Origin of the sequence: Plantibacter flavus (genome assembly GCF_051487245.1) — a bacterium.
Classification (GTDB): domain Bacteria; phylum Actinomycetota; class Actinomycetes; order Actinomycetales; family Microbacteriaceae; genus Plantibacter; species Plantibacter flavus_B.
This window is the reverse complement of the sequence record NZ_JAHVDH010000005.1, coordinates 425,077-449,869: the sequence shown is the minus strand read 5'-3', so window position 1 is coordinate 449,869 and position 24,793 is coordinate 425,077. Positions and strand designations below refer to the sequence as shown.

Genomic DNA, 24,793 nt, shown 5'->3' with positions numbered 1-24,793 from the left:
CTGATCCGTTCTGTGGGTGTTAGACGCTGAGGGTGCGGTCGGTGGACGGGATGCGGGGCGCACTCGTCGTCGGGGCCGAGATGAGCAGGAGGTCGGCGCCGAGGCGTTCCACAGAAACGGTTTCGAGCCGGAGGGCGTCGCCGATCGTGGCGATCCCGAGGTCGTCGATCGCGAGACGCGGGCCGCCGAGGAGTACCGGCGCGAGGTAGGTGAGCACGGTGTCGGCGAGGCCGGCGCGGAGGAACGCGGTCGCGATCGTCGGGCCGCCCTCGATGAAGACGCTCCGCACCCCGGTGGCACGCAACTCGGCGAGGAGTGCGGCCGGGTCGTGCCCGTGGTGGAGGACCACCGGCAGCGGGTGGCGGTGCACGGCGGCGTCCGTGGGGATCGCGCGGGTGCCCATCACGACCGGGATCGGTTGCGCGGGCAGCAACCCGCCCAGTTCATCGCGAGCGGTGAGGCTCGGGTCGTCCGCGAGCGCGGTCCCCGTGCCCACCAGGATCGCGTCGTGTTCGGAACGGCGCCTGTGGACGTCGGCGCGAGCGGCGTCGCCCGTGATCCAGCGGCTCGTGCCGTCGGCGGCAGCGATCCGGCCGTCGAGGCTCGAAGCCCACTTCACGGTGACGAGGGGGCGTCCGAGGCGCGCGACGGTGAGCCAGTCGCCGAGGAACGCCTCCGCTTCGTCGACCAGGACACCGCCGGTGACGGAGACGCCCGCTGCGCGCAGACGCTCTGCGCCACCGCCCGAGTGGCTGCCGGGATCGGAGACGGCGAAGACCACCCGCCCGATTCCGGCTTCGATCAGGGCGACGGCGCAGGGGCCGGTGTGACCGGTGTGGTTGCAGGGTTCGAGCGTGACGACGGCGGTCGCGCCGCGGGCAGCCCCCGGGGCGAGTTGCGAGAGCGCGTCGACCTCCGCGTGGGCGGTGCCAACGCCCCGGTGCCAGCCTTCGGCGATGACGGTTCCGTCTGCACCGAGGATGACGCAGCCGACCTGCGGGTTCACGCCGCGTGCCGGGCCGTTCGCCGCGATCTCGAGCGCGCGCAGCATCGCCTGCTGCTCTCGGCTGGTCGCCGGCGGTTCCTCGGGTGCTGCGCTCATCTGTCCGTCTTCTCGGTCGTAGGACACGAGTTCCGGGGTCGCGGGCAGGTGCTCGCCGGCGTCGACCGACGGCCTCCGCCCGTGCTTCCTTCCATCCGGACTCGAACGCCGTCTGCATGCAGACGCGTTCATAACCGTCGGTCCTGGAGTTCCACCAGGTCAACCGGGCATCGTCTTCACGATGCCGCGGGTCGCGGACTGTCACCGCCGGTTCGGACTCTCACCGACCCCGGAGCACGTTTCTCTGTCTCGATTCTAGGTCAACGGGCATCGAGCCGGTCCTATTCCCGCCCGCATATGACGCGGGATTGCACGGTCGGCTAGCGGCAGCGGACGCTCGACCCTCGGACGTGCACGGGAGGGACGGTGCACGCGGTCACTTCAGGAACGGGCGATGTCTTGCTCGGCGAGCAGACCGTCACCTTCCGTCGACCTCGCCGGCCTCACGCCTCGCGATCGTGCTGTTCGATCGCCGCGCGAGCGGTGCCCTCGTCGACCACGAGGTCCGAGATCAGCCCGCCCGCCAGCGCGCCGAGCAGCGAGGGGACCTTCGCGGAACCCGCGACGACGCAGATGCGGCGGGACACACCACGCAAGACATCGAGGTCGGGACCCGACGCCCGGTCGTTGAAGGGGATGTCGCGCCAGGAACCGTCTGCTCGGAAGAACACCGTCGCGACGTCGCCGACGGCGCCGGCGCTCGCGAGGGCCTCGAAGTCGGAGTCGTCGAGGTACCCGCCGACGTAGACGTGGCTCGGAACCCCGGAGAGCTGCGAACCGAGCCCGAACAGTGCGACGTCCATGCGTCGCTGGATCTCGAGCACCCGTCGGATACTGCGCTCCCGCCACAGGGCGAGCTTCGTCGCCGGGTCGTCGAAGAACGCGGGCACGGCGAACTGCTGGGCGTACGCCCCGTAGGCGTCGGCGTACCGGTGCAGGATCTCGCTCGCGTAGAGGATGCCGGACGTGCGGGTGTTCGCTGCACCGTTCAGCTGCACGATCTGCGAGTTGTGGGTCCGCTTCGGGGTGAGGTGTCGGGCGACGGCGCTGACCGTGGATCCCCAGGCGAGCCCCAGCGTCATGTTCGAGTCGAAGACCGTGCCGAGAAAACGTGCAGCCGACAGGGCGACGCGTTCGAGCCGGTCGATGTCGCTCGTGTGGTCGGGGACCGGGACGATGTGCGCGGTGACGCCCCAACGGTCACGGAACGCAGCCTCCAGGTGGGACGGCATGTCGTGCGGCGATCGCACCTGGATGTCCACGAGCCCGCTCTCCCGCGCATATCCGAGCAGGCGGGAGACCGAGGAACGCGAGGTGTGGAGCTCCTGGGCGATGGCCTCCATCGTGAGGTCCTGGACGTAGTAGAGCTGGGCCGCTCGAAGCGCCTCGGCTGTCCTGTCGGGCTGACTGAGGGCGTCTGCGAGCGACATCAGGTCTCCTTGCACGTTTGTTCATCGGGGCTGTTCAGAGTTGCAGCGGTGTCACGATGTATTCAGTCACACCGATCGGCGGCGCGCAATCCCGGCTGCGTCGTGTTCCACCATCCGCGAAGAAGCGAGGCATCCTCATGTCCGTCCAGGCGTCAGCTCCCCGTTCCACCGTCCAGTCCGTCATCGACCGCCCGAAGGCGTCGGTGCTCATCATCGGCGGCGGCATCAACGGCATTGCGACCTTCCGCGACCTCGCGCTCCAGGGCGTCGACGTGACGCTGGTGGAGCGGAACGACTGGGCTTCCGGTGCGTCCGCTGCGTCCAGCCACATGATCCACGGCGGCATCCGCTACCTCGAGAACGGCGAGTTCCGCCTCGTCCAGGAGTCGGTGCAGGAGCGCAACGGTCTCATCAAGATCGCGCCGCACTACGTCAAGCCGCTGCGGACGACGGTGCCCATCTTCTCGACCTTCTCGGGCATCCTCTCCGCCCCGCTGCGGTTCCTCACGCACAAGCAGGGCAAGCCGCAGGAGCGCGGTGCCCTGCTCATCAAGGTCGGTCTCACCGCGTACGACTCCTTCTCGCGCGACGGTGGCAGCGTGCCACGCCACCGCTTCCTCGGCCGCAAGAAGTCGCTCGCCGAACTGCCGCGGATGAACCCAGGCCTGAAGTACACGGCCACCTACTACGACGCCTCGATGCACGACCCGGAGCGCCTCGCCCTCGACGTCCTCATGGACGGCCTGGCAGCCGGTCCGCACGCCCGGGCCGTCAACTACGTCGAAGCGATCGGCATGGGCCAGGGCGGCGTCGAACTGCGCGACACCGTCACGGGAGCGACCTTCACCGTCGAGAGCGATGTCGTCGTGAACACCTCGGGACCGTGGACCGACCTCACGAACGCCGGCCTCGGCGAGCCGACCACCTACATGGGCGGCACGAAGGGCTCCCACATCGTCCTCGACAACCCTGAGTTGCTCGCCGCGACGGATGGACGCGAGATCTTCTTCGAGCACGAGGACGGTCGTATCGTGCTGATCTACCCGCTGAAGGGCAAGGTCATGGTCGGCACCACCGACATCGACGCCGATCCGAGCACGCCCTCGGTCTGCACGGAGGAGGAGGTCGACTACTTCTTCGACCTCGTGAAGCACGTCTTCCCGACCATCGCCACCTCGCGTGACCAGATCGTCTACCGCTTCTCGGGTATCCGCCCGTTGCCCAAGCACGACGACGAGGCTCCCGGCTTCGTGTCGCGCGACTACCGCATCGAGCGGCGCACCGCGGCCGCACGCCCGGCCACCACGGTCTTCAGTCTGGTCGGCGGCAAGTGGACCACGTTCCGTGCGCTCGCCGAGCACCTGAGCACCGAGGTCCTCGGTGCTCTCGGAGCCCCGCGTCCCGTCGAGACCCTGGGCCTCGCGATCGGCGGCGGTGCCGGCTTCCCGCGCACCGACTCCGCGACCCGCACCTGGGTCGCCGCCCATGAGGACGGCACCGGTGTCGAGCGCGCCGAGCAGTTGCTCCACCGGTACGGGACGAAGGCCGCCAACCTGCTCGAGCACCTCGCCGAGCACGGCGACGATCGTCTCGCAGGTGCGAGCGACTACAGCGTGCAGGAGCTCGAGTACCTCGTCGAGCACGAGCAGGTCGTGCACCTCTCCGACGTCCTCCACCGTCGGACGAGCCTCGCGTTCACCGGTTCGCTGTCGGCGGCCCTGGTCGACGAGATCGCCCGCGTCGTCGGCGGCGTCCTCGGCTGGAACGACGCGGAACGGACCGCTCAGATCACCGCAGCGCTCGACCGCCTGCGCGATGCGCACCAGGTCGACCTCCGCGCCGATGCCGTGCACGAGGCCCCCGCGTTCTCATAATGCACGAACGTGCAGGCAAGCCCCTTGTCCTGTGCAACGCGAGCTGGCTACGTTACAAGCAACTGGTCAGCGAAACCCCGCCCAGTGGGGGCTCGCGCCTCGGCGTCAGCCTCCAGGGCCACACCAATGAAAGGTCAATGAAGACATGAACCTCGGAACTATCTTCCTCTCCGAGACCGTCGGGACGGCGATGCTCGTCCTCCTCGGTACCGGTGTGGTCGCCACGGCGATCCTCACGAAGTCGAAAGGGCTCGGCGGCGGTTGGCTCCTCATCAACTTCGGTTGGGGCCTCGCGGTCTTCGCCGGTGTGACGGTGTCCTACGCCTCGGGCGCGCACTTGAACCCCGCTGTCACCGTCGGTCTCCTCACGGTGGGCAAGATCACGATCGTCGAAGCGCTCGTGTACTGGGCCGCCCAGATGGTCGGTGCGTTCATCGGTGCTGTGCTGACGTACTTCGCCTTCAAGCAGCACTTCGACCAGGAGGAGGACCCCGGCAAGAAGCTCGGCGTGTTCTCCACCGGTCCTGAGATCCGCAGCTATGGCTGGAACCTCATCACGGAGATCATCGCGACGTTCGTCCTGGTGTTCGTCGTCCTGTCGTTCGGCAAGGTCGGACCCGGCGTCGAGACCAGTGCAGCCATCCCGGCCGGCCTCGCCGCGCTCGGCGCCCTGCCTGTCGCCCTGCTCGTCGTCGGTATCGGTGCCTCCCTCGGTGGACCGACCGGCTACGCCATCAACCCTGCCCGTGACCTCGGCCCGCGCATCGCGCACGCCCTCCTCCCCATCAAGGGCAAGGGCACCAGCGACTGGTCCTACGCCTGGGTGCCGATCGTCGGCCCGCTCATCGGTGGTGTCCTGGCCGGTCTGCTCTCGATGGTGCTGCTCCCGGCAGTCTGACCCTGACGCTGCACGACGGTCGACCCCGGCCGTCGTGCAGCACCCCGGGGCACCGGTTCCGGTGTCTCACCTCGCAACGCACGCAACGAAGGAGTATCTCCAATGGCGGACTACGTCATCGCAATCGACCAGGGGACGACCAGTTCCCGGGCCATCGTCTTCGACAAGAGCGGATCGATCATCTCGACCGGTCAGCTGGAACACGAGCAGATCTTCCCGAAGGCAGGGTGGGTCGAGCACAACCCGAACCAGATCTGGAACAACACCCGCGAGGTCATCGGCCAGGCGCTCAGCAAGGCCAACATCACCCGCCACAACATCGCCGCGATCGGTATCACCAACCAGCGTGAGACCGCTGTCGTGTGGGACAAGACCACCGGTCAGCCGGTCTACAACGCGATCGTCTGGCAGGACACCCGCACCCAGGCCATCGTCGACCGTCTCGCGGCAGACGGCGGCGTCGAGCGTTTCAAGAAGACCGTCGGCCTGCCGCTGGCGACGTACTTCTCCGGCACCAAGATCGTCTGGATCCTCGAGAACGTCGAGGGTGCGCGGGAGAAGGCTGAAGCGGGCGACCTGCTCTTCGGCACGACGGACAGCTGGGTGCTCTGGAACCTGACCGGCGGCGTCAACGGTGGCGTCCACGTCACCGACGTCACCAACGCGTCCCGCACGCTGTTCATGGACCTCGAGACGCTCCAGTGGGACGACGAGATCCTCAAGGCGTTCGGGGTGCCGAAGTCCATGCTCCCGGAGATCAAGAGCTCCTCCGAGGTCTACGGCCACGCCTCCGACGACAGCCTCCTCCGCGAGACGCCGATCGCCGGCATCCTGGGTGACCAGCAGGCCGCCACGTTCGGTCAGGCCGCGTTCCAGCAGGGCGAGGCGAAGAACACGTACGGCACCGGTAACTTCATCATCTTCAACACCGGTGAAGAGATCGTGCACTCGGAGAACGGGCTGCTCACGACGCTCGGCTACAAGCTGGGCGATGCGAAGCCGCACTACGCGCTCGAGGGATCGATCGCCGTCACCGGTTCGCTCGTGCAGTGGTTGCGAGACAACCTCGGCATGTTCTCGTCCGCTCCAGAGGTCGAGGCGCTCGCCAAGACCGTCGAGGACAACGGTGGCGCGTACTTCGTGCCCGCGTTCTCGGGTCTGTTCGCCCCCTACTGGCGTCCCGACGCCCGCGGCGCGCTCGTCGGTCTCACCCGCTACGTGAACAAGGGCCACATCGCCCGCGCGGCGCTCGAGTCGACCGCGTTCCAGACGGCCGAGGTCATCGACGCCGTCAACGCCGACTCGGGCGTGCCGCTCACCGAGCTCAAGGTCGACGGCGGCATGACCGCCAACGACACGCTCATGCAGTTCCAGGCCGACATCCTCGGCGTCCCGGTCATCCGGCCGGTCGTCGCGGAGACCACCGCACTCGGCGCGGCCTATGCCGCCGGTCTCGCGGTGGGCTTCTGGTCCGACCTCGACGACCTCGCCAAGAACTGGCAGGAGGACAAGCGCTGGGAGCCCTCGATGGATTCCGCCGAGCGCGACCGCCTCTACCGCAACTGGAAGAAGGCCGTCACGAAGACGTTCGACTGGGTCGACGACGACGTGGAGTAGTCAGCACCAACACCGGAACGGCCCGTCCTCCTCGCGGAGGGCGGGCCGTTCCCGTATCCGAAGCGGTGGCGCACAACTCCTGCTCTCCGCCGTGTCCGCAGCTGTGGCGCACACCTCCTGCTCTCCGTCGTGTCCGCAGCTGTGGCGCACACCTCCTGCTCTCCGTCGTGTCCGCAGCTGTGGCGCACAACTCCTGCTCTCCGTCGTGTCCGCAGCTGTGGCGCACACCTCCTGCTCTCCGTCGTGTCCGCCGGTGTGGCGCACACCTCCTGCTCTCCGCCGTGTCCGCTGGTGTGGTGCACAACTCCTGCTCTCCGCCGGCCCCACCGCGGTCATGACCTGGCCAGCGCGGGCGCTCAACCCTGGTACGTCCGGCGGGCAGGAGTTGCGCATCCGCCTGAGGCTTCCCGGTTGGTTCCGCCGAGCATCCCCACGTTCACAACTCCTTCTCCTCGGAGCTGAGGGTACTGTTTGCCCGCAAACCCGAGCCTCCTGTTCCGTGTGCGAGGTCACGAGCAGGAGTTGCGCGCTTGGCGGCGCTGGTCTGGTCGCGCAACTCCTGCTCCACGGAGCGAACATGGACTGGAACGTCGGAAATCGCGCGAGAAGCGCAGTTCCACAGGAGTTGTGCGCATGATGACGAGCCGAGGGTGCCGGGGCGACCGTGATCCACAGGGTCGTCGCCTGATGGGACTGCCAACATAGCCATCGGTCGTAGCTCACGGTCCCATGCGCGTCGCAACGATGAACGCATGCACTCGGTCCGGACTGCCCCCACGATCTTCGCCCGCTCCTCGCTCATCGAGGAGGGGATGGGCGGACGCGAGATCACTCGGGCCGTCCGCGACGGAACGATCATCCGCGTTCGACGCGATCACTACGCGCTTCCCGGCCTCGACGAGGACATCCGTGCCGCCGTGCGCATCGACGGTCGGAGAGCGTGTCTCTCCACGCTGACCGCACTCGGTGTGTTCGTGTTCGACTCGAGCCGGGTCCATGTGCATGTCGATCGTGCAGCGTCGAGACTTCGCGGATCGAAACCAACGGAGGGGCAACTGGCGGCCAGTGACCGTGGCGGGTTCGTGCTCCATTGGCGACCGGTTGAGAAGCGCTGTCCGCCCGACGCCTTGGACGTCTCGGTCATCGACGCGTTGGCGCAATCGATGCGATGTCAGACGCCCCGGATGGCCCTCGCGACGCTCGATAGCGCCGTCCATCTCGGGCTGGTGGACGAACCGGATCTTCGCCGCGTGTTCGCGATGGTGCCAGCCCGCTTCCGCGCGCTCCAACCACTCGTCGACGGACGAGCCGAGTCGGGACCGGAGACGCTCGTTCGGTTGATCGTGCGGCGTCTCGGTTTGCCGTACGAGGTGCAACCGCGTCTTGAGAACGGCGGACGGGGAGACCTCCTCGTGGCGGGGTCACTGCTCGTCGAGGTCGACAGCCGAGCTCACCACGAAGGCTGGGAGCACGCGGTGCTCGACCGCACTCGTGATCTGCAGGCGGCATCGCGCGGGCTCATGTCGTTGCGGCCCCTCTATCAGCATGTCGTTCACGAGCCAGGACTCGTCGCCTCGGCGATCTCCGGTCTCCTCGGTCAGACGACCACAACTCCTGCGGGTCGCGCGACGAGGTTGATCCATCCGCCGTGACTGCCGGTCGTTCTGGCCCACCGCCGCATCGGGCAGGAGTTGTGCACCGGGAGATGGGCACAACTCCTGCGAGGACACGGTGGGCGAGTCGGCCGGCCCGGACGGTGCGGCGACGCAGCGCGGTACGGAGGGGTCCGCAGGAGGTGTGAGCGGCGCTCGAGCGGGCGGGAACTCCGCTCAGGCGCGGCGCAGGAGCCCCATGCGGTCGTAGACCTGGGCGAGCGTCGCCTCTGCCACTTCACTGGCGCGGGCCGCGTTGACGGCGAGCAGACGGTCGAGTTCCGCCGGGTCGTCGAGGAGCTCGAGCGCCCGTGCGCGCACGGGTTCCAGCTCGCCGATGACGACCTCCGCCAGGCCCTTCTTCAGGTCGCCGTAGCCACGACCCTCGAACTCGGCCACGACGGACTCGATCGACGTGCCCGTCATCGCCGAGTAGATGCTCAGCAAGTTCGACACGCCGGGCTTCTCCGCGGCGTCGAAGGCGATCACGCCATCAGTGTCGGTGACGGCCCGCATGATCTTCTTCTGCGTGACCTTCGGTTCGTCGAGCAGCCAGACGATGCCCGCCGGGGTCTCGGCCGACTTCGACATCTTCGACGTCGGATTCTGCAGGTCGTAGATGCGCGCCGAGTCCTTCTGGATCTGCGCCTTCGGGATGACGAACGTCTCGCCGAACCGCGCGTTGAAGCGCTCAGCGAGGTCGCGGGTCAGCTCGATGTGCTGTCGCTGGTCGTCGCCGACAGGGACGATGTCGGTCTGATAGAGCAGGATGTCGGCTGCCATGAGGATGGGATAGGCGAACAGGCCCACCGAGGCGGCGTCGCGGCCCTGCTTCGCGGACTTGTCCTTGAACTGGGTCATGCGGCCGGCCTCGCCGAAGCCCGTGATGGTGTTCAAGACCCAAGCGAGTTGGGCGTGCGCAGGCACGTGTGACTGCACGTAGAGCGTGGAGACGGACGGGTCGATGCCGGCGGCGATGTACTGCGCCGCGGTCCGACGCGTCTTCTCGCGCAGTTCTGCCGGGTCTTGGGGAACGGTGATCGCGTGCAGGTCGACGATGCTGAAGAACGCGTCGTGCTCCTGCTGCATCTGCTTCCACTGGAGCAGAGCGCCGATGTAGTTGCCGAGGTGCAGGGAGTCGGCGGAGGGCTGCATGCCCGAGTAGAGGCGTGGCTTGGTCATGATGGATTCTCGCAGAGGTGTGGCGGCTCGGTGCCGGACGGGGCAGTGCTGGGGTCAGATGGCGTAGTCGACGACGACGGGAGCGTGGTCGGACCACCGCTGGTCGTAGGCGGCGGCACGGTCGATCGTGTAGCCGGAGGCTCGTGCAGCGAGTTCCGGGGTGGCGAGGTGGTAGTCGATGCGCCAGCCGGTGTCGGTGTCGAAGGCCTGGCCGCGCTGCGACCACCAGGTGTACGGGCCGGGCACGGGGCCGGCGGCCTGGCGGCCGACGTCGACCCAGCCGAGGCCGGGACCGGTCACGCCGTCGACGCCCGTGACCGTCTCACCGGCGGCACCGAGGTAACGGTCGAAGTAGGAACGCTCAGCGGGCAGGAAGCCGGCGCGCTTGACGTTGCCCTTCCAGTTCTTGATGTCGAGCTCGGTGTGTCCGACGTTGAGATCGCCGACGACGAGTGACAGCGGGTTGTGCGCGTGCAGGGCCGGCAGACGCTCGAGCATCGTGTCGAGGAAGCGGAACTTCTCCACCTGCTTCGGGGTGTCGACTTCGCCGGAGTGCACGTATGTGCTCACCACCGTGACGAGCGTGCCGTCCACGTCGAAGTCGGCCTCGAGCCACCGGCCGGCGCTGTCGAAATCGTCTGCGCCGAACGCGACACGATGGATGCCTGCCGAACGCCGGCTGACGATCGCGACGCCCGCGCGTCCCTTGGCGGTGGCGGCATCGTGGAGGATGTTCCACTCGGGGCCGAACAGGCCTTCGAGGTCTGAGGTGGCCGCCCGGACCTCCTGCAGCGCGAGGATGTCGACGCCTCTCGTCTCGAGCCACTCGCCCATGCCCTTGCGGAAGGCCGCGCGGACCCCGTTGACGTTGACACTGGCGATGCGAAGCGGGGCAGACATGTCTCCAGCTTAGTCGCGGCCCCTGACACGGCTATGGTCCGGCTCGTCGCGCTGATGACGGGGAGCGGCGGGCTCGTGGCGTCCGCCGACGACGGTCTTCGGGTGTCGGGCGTCGAGCTGTCGTTCCACCTCGCCGACGGCTTCCTCCGCGCGGCGCAGCCGACCCCGCGCGAACCATCTCGAGGGCCCACGCGCGGCCTTGACCGCCTCCTGCGCTCGGCGCAACTCAGCCCGCGCGACCAGTTCACGAGCGGCGAGTTCAGCAGCCTCCTGTTCCTCCGGGGTCATGCGGCGCACGCTGATGCCCTGGTCGTCGAGCCCGACGGCGATCCATGACGCGGACAGCAGGATGATCCGGCTCACGAGGTTGAACCACAGCATGAGTCCGATGAACACCGCGAAGGTGGCGAGCAAGGGATTGCGGGAGGCTCCGGCGATGACGGCGCTGGAGACGACGCTCAGGAGCGACAGGACGATGCTGCCGAGCAGTGCACCGCCGAAGAGGTTCCGCCACGGGATCTGGATGCGGCTGAGGACGCGGAACATCGCGCCGAGGGTCACGACGTTGACGACGACGGCGACCACGAGTCCCACCGCGCGACTGCCGAGGGTCACCCAGAAGGTGTTCTCGAGTCCGGCGATCCCGAGCAGCCAGCTGAGCGCCTGGGTGCTCGCCACGGAGAGACCCGCCGAGATGATGAGCAGGACGCCGAAGGCCAGCGCGAGGACGAAGTCGACCACCTTGAGGAGGAAGAAGCTCGCGGCGATCTTCGGCATCGCGAAGATCGACCGCACCGCCTGCCGCGAGTAGTACAGCCATCCGATGGCCGTCCAGATGAGACCGATCGCCGCGATGACGCCGGTCCAGCCGAGCAGTGTCGCGCTCGAGAGCTGTTCGGTGGAGATGATGCCGGTGTCGCCCGTCCCGATGAGTCCCGGGACCGCACGGTTGATGATGTCGACGAGCGCGTCGAACACCTCCGGGTTGCCGCCGAGCCAGATGCCGGTGATCGCGAAGCCCACGTAGACGGCGGCGAACACGGCGAACACGGATTGGAAGCTGATACCGGCGGCGAGGAGGTTCCCGTCCTTCGCGAGGTAATGCATCACGACGCGGTAGGGCTTCAGGCGCATCACCCATGTGGTCGCCCGCTCGGCCGTCGCCGCACGAGGAGCGAGACGACGGATGAACGGGTTCTCGCTGTTCTGGATCTTCTGGAACACGAGCGGTGTCGGGCTCTGCTGCAGCGTCCGGCGAGGCCTGTCGGACGTGGCTCCGCGGGAGCGCTCCGCGGCGTCGGCGGAGGGCTTCGTCGATGCGCGCGGACTGGTCACGCAGACAGCCTACAAGCGGGTCCGCGCGCTGATCGGACGGTGTGCGCCGCTCCTTCCGGCGCGAGAAAGCGGTGCACTAGGGTCGAACCATGCACGAGGCTGTGGGACAGCGCACCTTCATCGGGACCGGTGTCGGCCGCGGCGTCGTCGCGGGTCCGGTCCTGCGCATGCCCGACCACCTGCCTGAGCCCTCCGAGGAACCGTTCACAGGCGATCCGGTCCGCGAGCAGGAGCGTGCTGCGGCTGCGTTGGCGGCGACCCGGGCGGAGCTCGAGGCACGGGCCAAGCGTGCCGGCGGCCACGCCCAGGACGTGCTCGAAGCCCAGGCGATGATGGCGGAGGACCCGGCGCTCGCCGAGGACGTCGCTGCGCGGATCGCGGCCGGTCGCTCTGCGGAGCGCGCCGTGTTCGAAGCGCTCGCGACCGTGCAGCAGATGCTGTTCAACCTCGGGGAGGCGATGGCGGCTCGTGCCGCTGACGTCGGGGACGTCTCGCAACGGGTCATCGCGAGGCTGCTGGGTCGTCCGACGCCCGGGCCACCCGAGTCGGATGAGCCGTTCGTGCTGGTCGCTGCGGACCTCGCGCCCGCGGACACCGTGCTGCTCGACCTCTCGATGGTGCTCGCGCTCGTGACGAGCGGCGGTTCCGCCACCTCGCACACGGCCATCCTGGCCCGCGAGAAGTCGCTGATCGCGGTGGTCGGGGTCACCGGTGCCGAGACGTTCGAGGACGGCGAGATCGTCCTCGTCGATGCGGGTGCCGGCGTCGTCACCGGCTCGCCGACGAAACGGGAGGTGCGCACAGCGCGATCGACCGCCGCCGCACGAGTGCGGGTGTCGCCGCGGTCGCCGGGCGAGCTCGCGGACGGGACGCCGGTACCGTTGCTCGCGAACCTGGGTTCGATCGACGGTGCTGCTGCAGCGCTCGCACTCGGTGCCGAGGGCGTCGGCCTGTTCCGGACCGAACTGCTCTTCCTGGATCGCCGAGACCCGCCGCCGGTCGCAGAACAGGCGGAGCGATACGGTGCACTCCTCGCCGCGTTCTCCGGGAAACGCGTCGTGGTCCGGGTCTTCGACGCCGGCGCTGACAAACCGCTCGCGTTCCTCGGATCGGGCACGGCGGAACCGAATCCGGCGCTCGGCGTCCGCGGGCTGCGGGCCTTGCGGGCCCGCGAAGCGGTGCTGCGCGATCAGCTGACGGCCCTGGCGCTCGCGCAGGACGCGAACGACGCGGAGCTCTGGGTGATGGCGCCGATGGTGGCCGACCTCGCGGAGACGGCAGCGTTCGTGACGCTCGCGAAGGAGCTCGGGCTGCGGACCGCCGGCGCGATGATCGAGGTTCCGTCGAGCGCGTTGCTGGCGGCGCAGATCCTGGGTGTGGCCGACTTCGTCAGTATCGGCACCAACGACCTCACTCAGTACACGCTCGCAGCCGACCGGCTCCTCGGGCCGCTCGCCGCCTATCAGGATCCGTGGCACCCGGCAGTGCTGCGACTCGTGAAACTCGTCGGCGACGCCGGGCTCGCGTCGGGGCGTTCGGTCGGCGTGTGTGGTGAGGCCGCGGCCGACCCCCTGCTCGCGGTCGTACTGGTCGGCCTCGGGGCGACGAGCCTGTCGGTGACGCCGGCGGCACTCGGCGAGGTCCGCAGCGAACTGCGTCGCTACACGCTCGAGGCCGCTCGGGCGATGGCGATGGACGCCCTCGGAGCGGCATCCGCGGCCGACGCGAGGTCCGCAGCCCAGCAGTGAACTTCGGCGGTGGCGCCGTCAGCGCGGTGCGTTGGCGCGAGCGCTGCCCTCCGGAGGGGTGCGCTCGCGCCAGAAACACGCGTTCGGTCCAGCGCACCGCGCTGGACCGAACGAGAGGTGCGTGACCGGGTGGGTCAGGAGACCTTGCCCGAGATCATCGCCTGCTTGACCTCGGCGATCGCCTGCGTCACCTGGATGCCACGTGGGCAGGCCTCGGTGCAGTTGAAGGTGGTGCGGCACCGCCACACACCCTCCTGGTCATTGAGGATGTCGAGACGGACCTGCGAGGCGTCGTCGCGGGAGTCGAAGATGAAGCGGTGCGCGTTCACGATCGCTGCCGGCCCGAAGTACTGACCGTCGGTCCAGAACACGGGGCAGGAGGAGGTGCACGCTGCGCACAGGATGCACTTCGTGGTGTCGTCGAACCGAGCGCGCTCGGCGACCGACTGCACGCGCTCCTTGTTCTTCTCCGCCGGCTTGCCGGGGATGAGGAACGGCTGGACTTCGCGGAACGACGCGAAGAACGGATCCATGTCGACGACGAGGTCCTTCTCCAGCGGCAGGCCCTTGATGGCTTCGACGTAGATCGGCTTCGAGATGTCGAGGTCCTTGATCAGGGTCTTGCAGGCGAGACGGTTGCGGCCGTTGATCCGCATCGCGTCCGAGCCGCAGATCCCGTGGGCGCACGAGCGACGGAACGTGAGCGAGCCGTCCTGCTCCCACTTGATCTTGTGGAGGGCGTCGAGGATGCGGTCCGTGGGGAACATCTCGACGTCGAAGTCCTGCCAGCGCGGCTCGGCGTCCACGTCGGGGTCGAAGCGGCGGATGATCAGCGTCACGGTGAAGGACTTGATCTCCTCCGGCGCAGCAGCCGGCGGGTTCTCGAGGGTTGCGGTGCTCATCGCTAGTACTTCCTCTCCATCGGCTGGTAGCGCGTGATGACCACGGGCTTCCAGTCGAGCCGGATGTGGTCTGCGGCGTCGGCCGAGTGCGGGTCACCCGACAGGTACGCCATCGTGTGCTTCATGTAGTTCTCGTCGTCGCGCTTCGGGAAGTCGTCGCGCATGTGGCCGCCACGGCTCTCCTGACGGTTGCGAGCGGAGAACACGACGACCTCGGCCAGGTCGAGCAGGAAGCCCAGCTCGATGGCCTCGAGGAGGTCGGTGTTGAAGCGCTTGCCCTTGTCCTGAACGGCGATGTTCTGGTAGCGCTGACGCAGGTTGTGGATGGTCTCCGTGACACCCGCGAGCGACTCGTCGGTGCGGAACACCTGCGCATTGCGGTCCATCTCTTCCTGCAGCTCCTTGCGGATGGTGGAGATCCGCTCGGTGCCGTTGGAGTTCCGCATCTGCTCGATGAGGCCGCTGACGAATCCGGCGGGATTCTCCGGCAGCGGCGTGAAGTCGACGTTCTGGACGTACTCGACGGCGTTGTTGCCGGCGCGCTTCCCGAAGACGTTGATGTCGAGCAGCGAGTTGGTGCCGAGACGGTTCGAGCCGTGCACCGACACGCAGGCGCACTCGCCGGCGGCGTACAGGCCGGGGACGACGGTGTCGTTGTCGCTCAGGACCTCTGCCTTGACGTTCGTGGGGATGCCACCCATCGCGTAGTGCGCGGTCGGCATGACGGGTACCGGCTCGGTGACAGGGTCGACGCCGAGGTACGTGCGGGCGAACTCGGTGATGTCGGGGAGCTTGGTCTCGAGGACCTCTGCGCCGAGGTGCGTGCAGTCGAGGTACACGTAGTCCTTGTTGGGGCCTGCGCCACGACCCTCTGCGACCTCCTGGACCATGCAGCGCGCGACGATGTCTCGTGGCGCGAGGTCCTTGATGGTGGGCGCGTAGCGCTCCATGAAGCGCTCACCGCTCGCGTTCCGGAGGATCGCTCCCTCGCCTCGGGCGCCCTCGGTGAGGAGGATGCCGAGCCCGGCGAGGCCGGTCGGGTGGAACTGGAAGAACTCCATGTCCTCGAGCGGGAGGCCCTTGCGCCAGATGATGCCGACGCCGTCGCCCGTCAGGGTGTGGGCGTTCGACGTGGTCTTGTAGATCTTCCCGAAGCCGCCGGTGGCGAAGATGATCGCCTTGGCCTGGAACACGTGGATCTCGCCGGTGGAGAGCTCGTACGCCACGACTCCCGAGGGCTTCTCGACCCCGTCGACCGTGGTCATGATGAGGTCGAGCGCGTAGTACTCGTTGAAGAAGTTGATGCCGAGGCGGACGCAGTTCTGGAACAGCGTCTGCAGGATCATGTGGCCGGTGCGGTCGGCGGCGTAACAGGCACGACGGACGGGAGCCTTGCCGTGGTCGCGGGTGTGGCCACCGAAACGACGCTGGTCGATCTTGCCCTCCGGCGTGCGGTTGAAGGGCAGACCCATGTTCTCGAGGTCGATGACCGCGTCGATGGCCTCCTTGGCGAGGATCTCCGCAGCGTCCTGGTCCACCAGGTAGTCGCCACCCTTGATCGTGTCGAAGGTGTGCCACTCCCAGCTGTCCTCCTCGACGTTCGCGAGGGCCGCAGCCATGCCGCCCTGTGCCGCACCCGTGTGGGAGCGGGTGGGGTACAGCTTGGAGATGACGGCCGTCTTCGCGCCGGGACCGGCCTCGATCGCGGCGCGCATGCCGGCACCACCGGCACCGACGATGACGATGTCGAACTGGTGGTAGTGGATGCCGTCGATGACGGTGGACTCGCTGGTTTCTGTAGTCACGCTGGGCTTTCGTTGCTTAGTTGGCGGGGCAGAACGAGGCGAGCAGGTCTGCGGGCGCGCCGGCGGGGCACGGGTCGAAGGTGAACACGACGAGCGTCCCGAGGATGATGAGGATGGCGACGGCGGCGAGGATCGCGATCTTCAGCACGCCGCGGATGGTGCGTCCGGTGGCGTAGTCGTTCACCAGGGTGCGCATGCCGTTTCCGCCGTGGATGAGCGCGAGCCAGAGCATCGCGACGTCCCACCACTGCCAGAACGGGTTCGAGAGCTTGCCGCCGACGAACGCGAAGTCGATGGCCTTGATGCCGTCGCCGACCATGAGGTTGACGAACAGGTGGCCGAAGATGAGGACCAGGAGGATCACGCCGGAGGCGCGCATGTAGATCCAGCCCCACTTCTCCCAGTTGACGCCCTTGCTGCGGGCGGGGCGGGCAGGGGTGCGGGGTGCGGCGATCGTCGTCATCAGTGGCCCATCTCGCTGAACACGTTGATCAGGTGGCGTGGTGTGAAGCCCAGCATCGTGATGGCCCACAGGGCGATCACGATCCAGAACATCGGCTTCTGGTACTTGGTGCCCTTCGACCAGAAGTCGATGAGGATGATGCGGATGCCGTTGTACGCGTGGTACGCGATGGCGGCGACGAGGGCCACTTCACCGAGACCCATGATCGGGTTCTTGTAGGTGCCGATGACCGCGTTGTACGCCTCGGGGGAGACCCGGACGAGCGCCGTGTCGAGCACGTGCACCAGGAGGAAGAAGAAGATGGCGACACCGGTGATCCGGTGGAGCACCCACGACCACATGCCCTCGCGGCCCCGGTAGAGGGTGCCGGCAGGGCGCTTGGATGTCGTGGATTCCAACGGTGACGTTCGCGTGAGACTCGCGGTCACGAGGTCCTCCCTGAGATTCACTATCTGCAGCAGATCGTTCTGCGGCGCGCTGCGCACCAGTGTAGGCGGATCAGGCGTCTTTCCGCCGCTAAGGGTGGCCTAAGTGTCTCGACGTCGAGAGAGTCGAGACACCGTGCGTCCACCCGCTGTTCACAGCCAGTTCCTCCGCTTGAACACCTTGTAGAGGATGAAGCTCGTGCAGGCCATCATGACGATCGCCATCGGGTAGCCGAACCACCAATCGAGCTCGGGCATCAGCTTGAAGTTCATGCCGTAGATGCCCGCGATGAGCGTCGGACCGAACAGGATGGCCGCCCACGAGGAGATCTTCTTCACGTCCTCTCCCTGATTGAGGCTCGCCTCCGTCATCTTCGCCATCTCCTCGTTCTGGCGTTGTCCGACGAGCGTGCTGTTCACCGTGAGGATGTCGCGGAGGAGTTCGCGGTAGGCGTCGATCTTCTGGTTGACGCTCGTGAGGTGGTCGGCGACGTCGCGCAGACCCCTGCGGAGCTCATCGGCGACCCCGTACTTCTCGCTGCCCTGCTCCAGCGCATGCATGACGTCGCTCAGTGGATGGGTGGCGCGTTCGAAGGCGATGACCTCCCGAGAGAGCTGGTAGATGCGGCGGGAGACCTGCGACTCACCGACGAAGACCTGCTCCTCGATCTCGTCGATGTCGTTCGCGAGCCCTGCGACGACGGGGCCGTAGCCGTCGACCACCGCATCGATGATCGCGTACAGGATCGCCTGCGGTCCGTACGCGAGCAGCTCGTGCTCCTGCTCCATGCGTGCGCGGACCTGGGACAGGTCGGGGGACTCGGAGTGCCGCAAGGTGATGACGAAGTTCGGACCGACGAAGACGTGCAACTCACCGAACTCCACCGTCTCCGTCTCGTCGACGTAGTTCGCGGCGCGGAGGACGACGAACAGGACGTCGTCGTACCGTTCGATCTTCGGGCGCTGGTGGGCGGTGATCGCGTCCTCGACGGCCAGGGGATGCAGGCCGAACTCCGCGGCGAGGACACCGAGCTCCCCGGCGTCCGGCCGGTACAGCCCGATCCACGCGACGCCGTCCGGTGTCTCGTGGAGGGCGCGGAAGGTGTCCTCGAGTGAGGTCAGGGTCGAACTGCGCGAGCCGTGGCGGTACACACAGGCGTTGACGATGCTGTTCCGGCCGTCGAGGTCGGCCGCATCGGGCGGGCCGACGGGGGCGGGCGGCGGCTGTCTGCTGCCGAAGGAGGGGAGAGGGATCCCGAGGACATTCCGTCCGGCCATGCGCATACCTCCAGCCGCTCGCGGATGCGAGACCTGGCGCTCATGCTAACCCCGCCAGATGTCGCTTTCGTACCGACCGGGCTGCGCGACGTCCTGCCGGTACGCTGGGGCGATGACCACGCCCCTCGAACGCTTCTACGCAGTGATCCCGGCCGGCGGTATCGGGAGTCGTCTCTGGCCGCTCTCCCGGGCCGACGCTCCGAAGTTCCTGCACGACCTCACCGGCTCCGGCAGCACCCTGTTGCGCGCCACCTGGGACCGCCTGGCCCCCATCGCCGGTGACCAGCGCATCATGGTCGTCACAGGACGTGCCCACCGCGCCGCTGTGGAGCAGCAGCTCCCGGACCTCGCCGACGCCAACGTCGTCCTCGAGAGCGAACCGCGTGACTCGACCGCAGCGATCGGTCTCGCCGCCGCCATCCTCGTCCGCCGCGAGCCCGACGTCATCGTCGGCTCCTTCGCCGCCGACCACGTGATCCGCGGCGACCGCCTGTTCCGTGCCGCCGTCGCCCAGGCGGTCAACGCCGCCGAGGAGGGCTACATCGTGACGATCGGCATCCAGCCGACCGAGCCCGCGATCGGCTTCGGCTACATCAAGAGTTCCACCGACCTCGGCATCGCCGGCGCGGAGAGCGTGATGCTCGTCGACTCCTTCGTGGAGAAGCCCGACCTCGTGACGGCCAAGCGGTACGTGTCGAGCGGTGAGCACCTCTGGAACGCCGGCATGTTCATCTCGCGCGCAGACGTCCTGTTGGAGGAGATCGGCCGGCAGAAACCCGAACTGCTCGCCGGGCTCCTCGAACTCGCCGAAGCCTGGGACGACCCCGCCACCCGAGGCCCCGTGGTGGACCGCGTCTGGCCCGCACTCGAGAAGATCGCGATCGACTACTCCGTCGCCGAACCCGCCGCCGCGGCCGGACGGATGGCCGTCGTCCCGGCGCACTTCGACTGGGACGACGTCGGCGACTTCGCCTCGCTCGCCAAGCTCAACTCCGGCGGACGGAAGTCGGACCTCGCCATCCTCGGCGAGAACGCGCGCGTCCTGTCCGACGCGTCCAGCGGCATCGTCGTCAGCCAGACCGGTCGCGTCATCAGCCTCATCGGCGTGCAGGACATCGTCGTCGTCGACACCCCGGATGCGCTGCTCGTGACCACGAGCGCCAACGCTCAGCGGGTGAAGAGCGTCGTGGACGCCCTGAAGCTGTCCGGGCGCGACGACGTCCTGTAGCCACCATGACCGAGGTGCGGAGTCTCCTGCTGCGCGCGGCTGCCCGACTCGAGGACGCTGGAGTGCCGGACGAAGCGCTCGCGGAGGTCTACACCCCGCGCGGTCTGCCACTCGTGAAGCGTGCTCCGGCGTTGCGGCCGATCGGTCGGGCCTGGCGGCTCGGGGTCGTGCTGCTCTCCGCCGACGGGCGACTGTTCACCGCGGCGGAGTCGACGCGGGCGATCGAGCCCAAGTGGTACAACCATCGGTCGAGTGAGGTGGAGCACCGACGCCTCGCGCAGCAGGCCGCGCACAAGGGTCCGTTCGCAGCTGGCGAGGTCGTCAACTTCGAGGTCGAGGAGATCGCGCTCGACGAGCAGGCGTTGCGGAACGGCTCCGGTCCGCTCTCCGTCGTCGACGGTGCGGTGATGCTGCGCTGGGCCGGTCATGACCTCGGCCTCACCCGCCTCGACGCGTACCTCGACGACCGCGTCTCGCTCCTCATCGGAGAGTGAACCGTCCCGTCGAGCGCGCTGACGGACGGCCGCACGCTCAGACGGCGGGGCCGAACCACTCCGTGTAGAGCCGCCAGAAGTTGCGGTTGCCGTACGCGCTGCAGGCGTCGCCGGTGCCGGACACGTTCGCGAGCGCCGCGGCGTTCGGCTGGTACGGCGTGTACAGGTAGAGGTTCGCCGTCGCCTGGTTGCGGATGTCCACCTGGCTGCCGCCGCACTGGGTGTCGGGGTTGTACTGGATGTACACCTTCCCGAGGTGGTAGGCGCGCTGGTACGACTCACCCGGGACGTTCACGGGGTACAGGGTGTACTGCCGGAACTGCCATGCCGAGCGGTACACCTGGTTCTGGAAGCCGAAGTAGTCGGCGTCGCAGCTCGCACTGAACCCCGGTCCCGTGTCCGGGCAGCCCCAGCCCATCGCCCGGGCGTAGCCGTACTCGCTCGGCGACGTGATGAGCGACTGCTCCTTCTGCATGAGCACGAGGAGCACCTTGGGGTTGATCCCGCAGGCATGCGCGACCTTCGTCACGATGCGTGCGGCCGACTCGTTGACGGCGCCGCGATACGCCTCGCAGTGACCGGGTTCGGCTGCGGGGACAGACGACGTGCTGTCGCGGAAGTCCGCAAGGCAGGGCACGCCGTCCTCGGGCGTGCAGGGCTGCGAGGCGAAGAACGCCTGCACGTCGGCCTCGCTCATCGCGTTCGCGTCGTAGAAGTTCTCATCGCTGATGATCTCGCCCGCATCGAAGTCGGTGCCCCGGACCGTGGGCACGGCCGGCGCGGCGGGCTTCGGCGCGGAGGGCTTTGGTGCGGAGGTTGGCGACGTGCTCGGCGTGGGGGTGGCGCTCCGGGTCGGCTGCGGAGTGGCGCTCGGGGCTGCGGTCGCAGTCGGCGTCGCCGCGAGCGCATCGGTGGCGGCGCCGGGGAGTGCGCCCAGTGCGAGCAGCGCTCCGACCGAAGCGGCGGCGAGCAGCGCGACGACACCCGAGCGCGGCCAGCGAGGGCGCGGCTCGGGCTGGAGGGCTGACGGAGCACGCATGCCCTCCAGCCTAAACGTGTGCGGGTCCGCGGAGGCCTTGCGACCCAGAACACCGAGTGGTTACGATTGACGCACTGTGAAGATCTGAGCGAATTCGACCTCCCGTGCCCGAGGCCTCTGCATTGCGTGAGCGATGCGCCCGGCGGGAATCCATCGAGGTACGCCGACTTCACGCAGTGATCGCTGCGGTCCTCCGCCTGCCGCCCGAGCGCTCGCGCTCGCTGCGGCTCACGCGCGGGAACCGCCGTCCCGCTGCCGCCCGGATCGGTGCGTGCCCCATCCTGAAAGGGGGCGCTCATGCGAGCACCCAGCAGCATCCCATCCTTCCCCACCGGCATCGCCCGAACCCGTTCCGGCCGTGCAGCCGACGTCCACCAGGTGCGAGCGGACGACGTGAGTCGTTCCTTCGGTGACCGGACCGTCCTTCGTGAGGTCGACCTCGTCGTCTCCGCCGGCGAACGGATCGGCCTCATCGGAGAGAACGGGGCCGGCAAGTCGACGCTCTTGCGCATCCTGGCCGGGATCGACGAGGCCGACAGCGGCGACGTGCTGCGCCCGCTGCGCACCGGCATCCTGCTTCAGGAGATCGGGCTGCCGGCCGAGACGACCGTCGGCGAGCTCCTCGAGCAGGCGCTCGGTGAGGTCCGAACGATCGAACACGAGCTCGAGGAGTCTGCCGCGGCCCTCGGCGAGCCGTCGGCCGCGGCCGACGGTGAGCGGCGATACGCCGACGCGCTCGACGCCGCAGAGCGTGCCGACGTCTGGACAGCCGACGCGCGCCTCGACGCGGTCGTCGACGGGCTCGGACTGGGCGACGTCGAGCGCACCCGTACGCTCGGCGAGGTGAGCGGAGGTCAGCGTTCGCGGTTGGCGCTCGCCGCGCTGCTCGTGTCGCGCCCGACCGCGCTGCTCCTCGACGAACCGACGAACCACCTCGACGACGCTGCCGTGGGGTTCCTCCGCGGCGAGCTCGCCGCGTGGCCCGGTCCGGTGCTCTTCGCGAGCCACGACCGCGCATTCCTCGACGAGGTCGCGACCGGTCTCGTCGACATCGACCCGTCCCGCCCGGTCCCCGTCGGGGAAGCCTCACCGGTCGTCGTGTTCGGCGGCCCCTTCAGCGAATACCTCGACTGGAAGGCTGCTGAGCTCGCCCGGTGGGCCGGGCGCTACGAGGATGAGCAGGACGAACTGCGCAGGCTCGCCGCCGCGGTCCACGAGGTCGCGCCACGCATCAACCACGATCGCGGCATTCGGGACAACAACCGGATGGCGTTCGGCATGCGCGGCGATCGGGTCGAGCAGCAGATCAGCCGTCGGGTGCGCAACGCACAGCTGCGTCTCGAGGTGCTCGGGCGCGAACAGGTGCGGAGACCACCCGCCCCACTCGCCTTCACCGGGATCCCGAGCGGGTCCATGGTGCTGGAGGACGGCGAGCAGCTCATCGACCTCTCGGGCGCGCACGTCGACGGTCGACTGTCGCTCGACCGGCTCCGGATCGCGCCGCGGACGCGACTCCTCGTGACCGGGGCGAACGGGGCAGGGAAGTCGACGCTGCTGGCCGCGCTCGCCGGGTCCCTCCGACTCGACGCCGGCTCGCTCCTGCGGCGCCGCGGGTTGCGCGTCGGGCTCCTCGAGCAGGACGTCGTGTTCGACGACCCCGAGCGCTCGCCCCGTGAGCTGTACGAACGGACGCTCGGTGAGGCGCGAGCCGCACGCACGCCGCTCGCGGGCCTCGGGCTCTTGGCATCGCGTGACCTCGACCGGCCGGTCGAGCGGTTGTCCGTCGGTCAGCAGCGTCGACTGGCGCTCGCGCTCATCATCGCCAGGCCGCCGCACCTCTTCCTCCTGGACGAACCGACGAACCACCTGTCGCTCGCGCTCGCGACGGAACTGGAGGAGGCCCTCGGGGAGTACCCCGGAGCGGTCGTGATCGCGAGTCACGACCGGTGGTTGCGGCGACGGTGGTCGGGGGAGGAGCTCCACCTCGCATCGGCTGCCCGGGCGTGAGCATTCGCGTCCCGTAACCGACGTCGACGGGTGCCCTCGGAGCGCTTGCCGCACGGCGGGTCCCACACATGTTGCTCAGATGCGCACGCGCGTCACCGCGCAGTGCGCGTCTGAGCGACGCGCGTGTTTCCGGCGGATGACACGGGTGCCACCGTTCTGTAACGCTTCGGTCGCGAAGCCGGAATCGACCATCCGCTCGTCGTCACATTGGGTAACGTAACCCCCATACGCCCCGCGACCCGTGGGGCTGCATCTTGGAGGCTACCTTGGCAATCTCAACTCGGAAGGCCGCTGCGGGCGCAATCGCCGGCGTCGGTCTCATGGCTCTGCTCGCCGGCTGTGCATCGGCTCCCAGCACCGGTGGCGGCGACTCGACCGGTGCCGCGTCCGACTTCCTCCCCTGCATGGTCTCCGACGCCGGTGGCTTCACCGACAAGTCGTTCAACCAGCTCGGCTACGAGGGTCTGACCGAGGCGGCGAAGGAGCTCGGTGTCGAGCCGATCACCGTCCAGTCCGACAAGGCCGACGACTACAAGCCGAACCTGCAGAGCCTTGCAGACCAGGGCTGCTCGCTCATCGTCAGCGTCGGCTTCGCCCTCTCCGCCGACACGGTCACCGCAGCACTCGCGAACCCCGACATCGACTACGCGATCATCGACGACGCGGCGGACAACGACTTCGACGGCAAGGTCGACGCGCCGAACATCAAGCCGATCCTGTTCGACACCGTCCAGGCCGCCTTCCTCGCCGGCTACGCGGCGGCCGACTACTCGAAGACCGGCGTCGTCGGTACCTTCGGTGGCCAGCCCTTCCCGTCCGTCCAGATCTTCATGGACGGCTTCGCCGAGGGTGTCGCGTACTACAACGAGCAGAAGGGCAAGAGCGTCCAGGTCGTCGGCTGGGACGTCGCCGCTCAGACCGGTTCGTTCACCGGTGGCTTCGAGGCGAACGACACCGCGAAGCAGCTCGCCCGCACGCTCATCGACCAGAACGCTGACGTGCTCATGCCCGTCGGTGGCCCGATCTTCCTGAGCGCGATCGCTGAGATCCAGGAGACCGGCAAGGACATCGCGATGGTCGGCGTCGACGCCGACCTGTTCGTCACGAACCCCGACACCGGCAACCTCTTCCTCACCTCCGTCCTCAAGGACATGAAGGCCGGCGTCGGCGACGTCGTGACCGAGGCCGGTGGCGGCAAGTTCGACGCAGCCGCCTACGTCGGCACCCTCGAGAACAAGGGCGTCGGCATCGCGCCGTTCCACGACTTCGAGTCCAAGGTCTCCCCGACCCTGGCCGACGAGCTGGACACGATCAAGGCAGGCATCATCGACGGTTCGATCAAGGCGACCTCGGTCTCCTCGCCCGTCAAGTAGTCCCTCTTCACCCAGGTTCGCCTGGGCTTCCGGGGGGAGGT

General features: G+C 68.2%; 20 protein-coding genes and 1 riboswitch. Of the genes, 9 read left to right on the top strand and 11 right to left on the bottom strand.

Annotated features, from left to right (window positions below; genetic code table 11):
- Window positions 1-19: 19 nt before the first annotated feature.
- A complete protein-coding gene (ribD, locus tag KXS11_RS15005; RefSeq protein WP_437386410.1) occupies window positions 20-1,102 on the bottom strand; it encodes a bifunctional diaminohydroxyphosphoribosylaminopyrimidine deaminase/5-amino-6-(5-phosphoribosylamino)uracil reductase RibD in 1,083 nt (360 codons plus the stop codon).
- 78 nt (window positions 1,103-1,180) lie between these two features.
- A riboswitch (FMN riboswitch) is annotated at window positions 1,181-1,343 on the bottom strand.
- Between the two features lie 202 nt (window positions 1,344-1,545).
- Window positions 1,546-2,532: a sugar-binding transcriptional regulator gene (locus KXS11_RS15000; protein ID WP_437386409.1), complete on the bottom strand. Its 987-nt coding sequence runs from the start codon at window positions 2,530-2,532 to the stop codon at window positions 1,546-1,548.
- Between the two features lie 137 nt (window positions 2,533-2,669).
- Here KXS11_RS15000 and KXS11_RS14995 point away from each other — a divergent pair, with 137 nt between their 5' ends.
- The 4 genes from KXS11_RS14995 to KXS11_RS14980 all read left to right on the top strand — a co-directional run bounded on the left by KXS11_RS14995 (window position 2,670) and on the right by KXS11_RS14980 (window position 8,573).
- Window positions 2,670-4,406 (top strand): glycerol-3-phosphate dehydrogenase/oxidase, encoded by a 1,737-nt coding sequence (locus KXS11_RS14995; protein ID WP_437386515.1) that lies wholly within the window; start codon window positions 2,670-2,672, stop codon window positions 4,404-4,406.
- 145 nt (window positions 4,407-4,551) lie between these two features.
- Complete coding sequence (locus KXS11_RS14990) at window positions 4,552-5,304, top strand: MIP/aquaporin family protein (protein ID WP_437386408.1); 753 nt, start codon at window positions 4,552-4,554, stop codon at window positions 5,302-5,304.
- Window positions 5,305-5,406: 102 nt separating this feature from the next.
- A complete protein-coding gene (glpK, locus tag KXS11_RS14985) occupies window positions 5,407-6,921 on the top strand; it encodes a glycerol kinase GlpK (protein ID WP_437386407.1) in 1,515 nt (504 codons plus the stop codon).
- Window positions 6,922-7,673: 752 nt separating this feature from the next.
- On the top strand, window positions 7,674-8,573 hold the full coding sequence (locus KXS11_RS14980) for a hypothetical protein (RefSeq protein ID WP_437386406.1): 900 nt from the start codon (window positions 7,674-7,676) through the stop codon (window positions 8,571-8,573).
- Between the two features lie 177 nt (window positions 8,574-8,750).
- Here KXS11_RS14980 and trpS read toward each other — a convergent pair whose 3' ends face one another.
- The 3 genes from trpS to KXS11_RS14965 are packed head-to-tail and all read right to left on the bottom strand — an operon-like array spanning window position 8,751 to window position 11,990.
- A complete protein-coding gene (trpS, locus tag KXS11_RS14975) occupies window positions 8,751-9,755 on the bottom strand; it encodes a tryptophan--tRNA ligase (RefSeq protein WP_437386405.1) in 1,005 nt (334 codons plus the stop codon).
- A gap of 54 nt (window positions 9,756-9,809) precedes the next feature.
- The gene (locus tag KXS11_RS14970) at window positions 9,810-10,655 is read right to left on the bottom strand and encodes an exodeoxyribonuclease III (RefSeq protein WP_437386404.1); all 846 of its coding nucleotides are present in this window, start codon (window positions 10,653-10,655) and stop codon (window positions 9,810-9,812) included.
- 9 nt (window positions 10,656-10,664) lie between these two features.
- On the bottom strand, window positions 10,665-11,990 hold the full coding sequence (locus tag KXS11_RS14965; RefSeq protein WP_437386403.1) for a YihY/virulence factor BrkB family protein: 1,326 nt from the start codon (window positions 11,988-11,990) through the stop codon (window positions 10,665-10,667).
- Window positions 11,991-12,079: 89 nt separating this feature from the next.
- Here KXS11_RS14965 and ptsP point away from each other — a divergent pair, with 89 nt between their 5' ends.
- A complete protein-coding gene (gene ptsP / locus KXS11_RS14960; RefSeq protein WP_437386402.1) occupies window positions 12,080-13,738 on the top strand; it encodes a phosphoenolpyruvate--protein phosphotransferase in 1,659 nt (552 codons plus the stop codon).
- Window positions 13,739-13,872: 134 nt separating this feature from the next.
- On the opposite strand, the gene KXS11_RS14955 is transcribed toward ptsP, so the two are convergent.
- From KXS11_RS14955 to corA, 5 genes are all read right to left on the bottom strand, one after another.
- Window positions 13,873-14,640: a succinate dehydrogenase iron-sulfur subunit gene (locus KXS11_RS14955; RefSeq protein ID WP_437386401.1), complete on the bottom strand. Its 768-nt coding sequence runs from the start codon at window positions 14,638-14,640 to the stop codon at window positions 13,873-13,875.
- A 2-nt stretch (window positions 14,641-14,642) separates the two neighbouring features.
- Entirely contained in the window at window positions 14,643-16,445 is a 1,803-nt protein-coding gene (gene sdhA, locus KXS11_RS14950; RefSeq protein ID WP_437386400.1) for a succinate dehydrogenase flavoprotein subunit, read from the bottom strand.
- Between the two features lie 16 nt (window positions 16,446-16,461).
- Window positions 16,462-16,908: a succinate dehydrogenase hydrophobic membrane anchor subunit gene (locus tag KXS11_RS14945; RefSeq protein ID WP_437386399.1), complete on the bottom strand. Its 447-nt coding sequence runs from the start codon at window positions 16,906-16,908 to the stop codon at window positions 16,462-16,464.
- Window positions 16,908-17,336 (bottom strand): succinate dehydrogenase, cytochrome b556 subunit, encoded by a 429-nt coding sequence (gene sdhC, locus KXS11_RS14940; RefSeq protein ID WP_437386398.1) that lies wholly within the window; start codon window positions 17,334-17,336, stop codon window positions 16,908-16,910. The genes KXS11_RS14945 and sdhC overlap by 1 nt, the downstream gene beginning before the upstream one ends.
- A 150-nt stretch (window positions 17,337-17,486) precedes the next feature.
- Window positions 17,487-18,611 (bottom strand): magnesium/cobalt transporter CorA, encoded by a 1,125-nt coding sequence (gene corA, locus KXS11_RS14935; RefSeq protein ID WP_437386397.1) that lies wholly within the window; start codon window positions 18,609-18,611, stop codon window positions 17,487-17,489.
- A gap of 112 nt (window positions 18,612-18,723) precedes the next feature.
- Between corA and KXS11_RS14930 the strand changes: the two genes are divergently transcribed.
- On the top strand, window positions 18,724-19,839 hold the full coding sequence (locus KXS11_RS14930) for a mannose-1-phosphate guanylyltransferase (RefSeq protein ID WP_437386396.1): 1,116 nt from the start codon (window positions 18,724-18,726) through the stop codon (window positions 19,837-19,839).
- A 5-nt stretch (window positions 19,840-19,844) separates the two neighbouring features.
- Window positions 19,845-20,333 carry a hypothetical protein gene (locus tag KXS11_RS14925; RefSeq protein WP_437386395.1) on the top strand — a complete coding sequence of 163 codons (489 nt, stop codon included), beginning with the start codon at window positions 19,845-19,847 and terminating at the stop codon, window positions 20,331-20,333.
- A 37-nt stretch (window positions 20,334-20,370) separates the two neighbouring features.
- Here the strand turns inward: KXS11_RS14925 and KXS11_RS14920 are convergent, their stop codons facing one another.
- Window positions 20,371-21,372, bottom strand: coding sequence for a hypothetical protein (locus tag KXS11_RS14920; RefSeq protein WP_437386394.1), 1,002 nt, complete (start codon window positions 21,370-21,372; stop codon window positions 20,371-20,373).
- A 297-nt stretch (window positions 21,373-21,669) separates the two neighbouring features.
- On the opposite strand from KXS11_RS14920, the gene KXS11_RS14915 reads away from it, so the two are divergent.
- Together KXS11_RS14915 and KXS11_RS14910 are read left to right on the top strand one after the other, a co-directional pair.
- Window positions 21,670-23,379 carry an ABC-F family ATP-binding cassette domain-containing protein gene (locus tag KXS11_RS14915; protein ID WP_437386393.1) on the top strand — a complete coding sequence of 570 codons (1,710 nt, stop codon included), beginning with the start codon at window positions 21,670-21,672 and terminating at the stop codon, window positions 23,377-23,379.
- Window positions 23,380-23,645: 266 nt separating this feature from the next.
- Complete coding sequence (locus KXS11_RS14910; protein WP_437386392.1) at window positions 23,646-24,752, top strand: BMP family lipoprotein; 1,107 nt, start codon at window positions 23,646-23,648, stop codon at window positions 24,750-24,752.
- Window positions 24,753-24,793 lie beyond the last annotated feature (41 nt).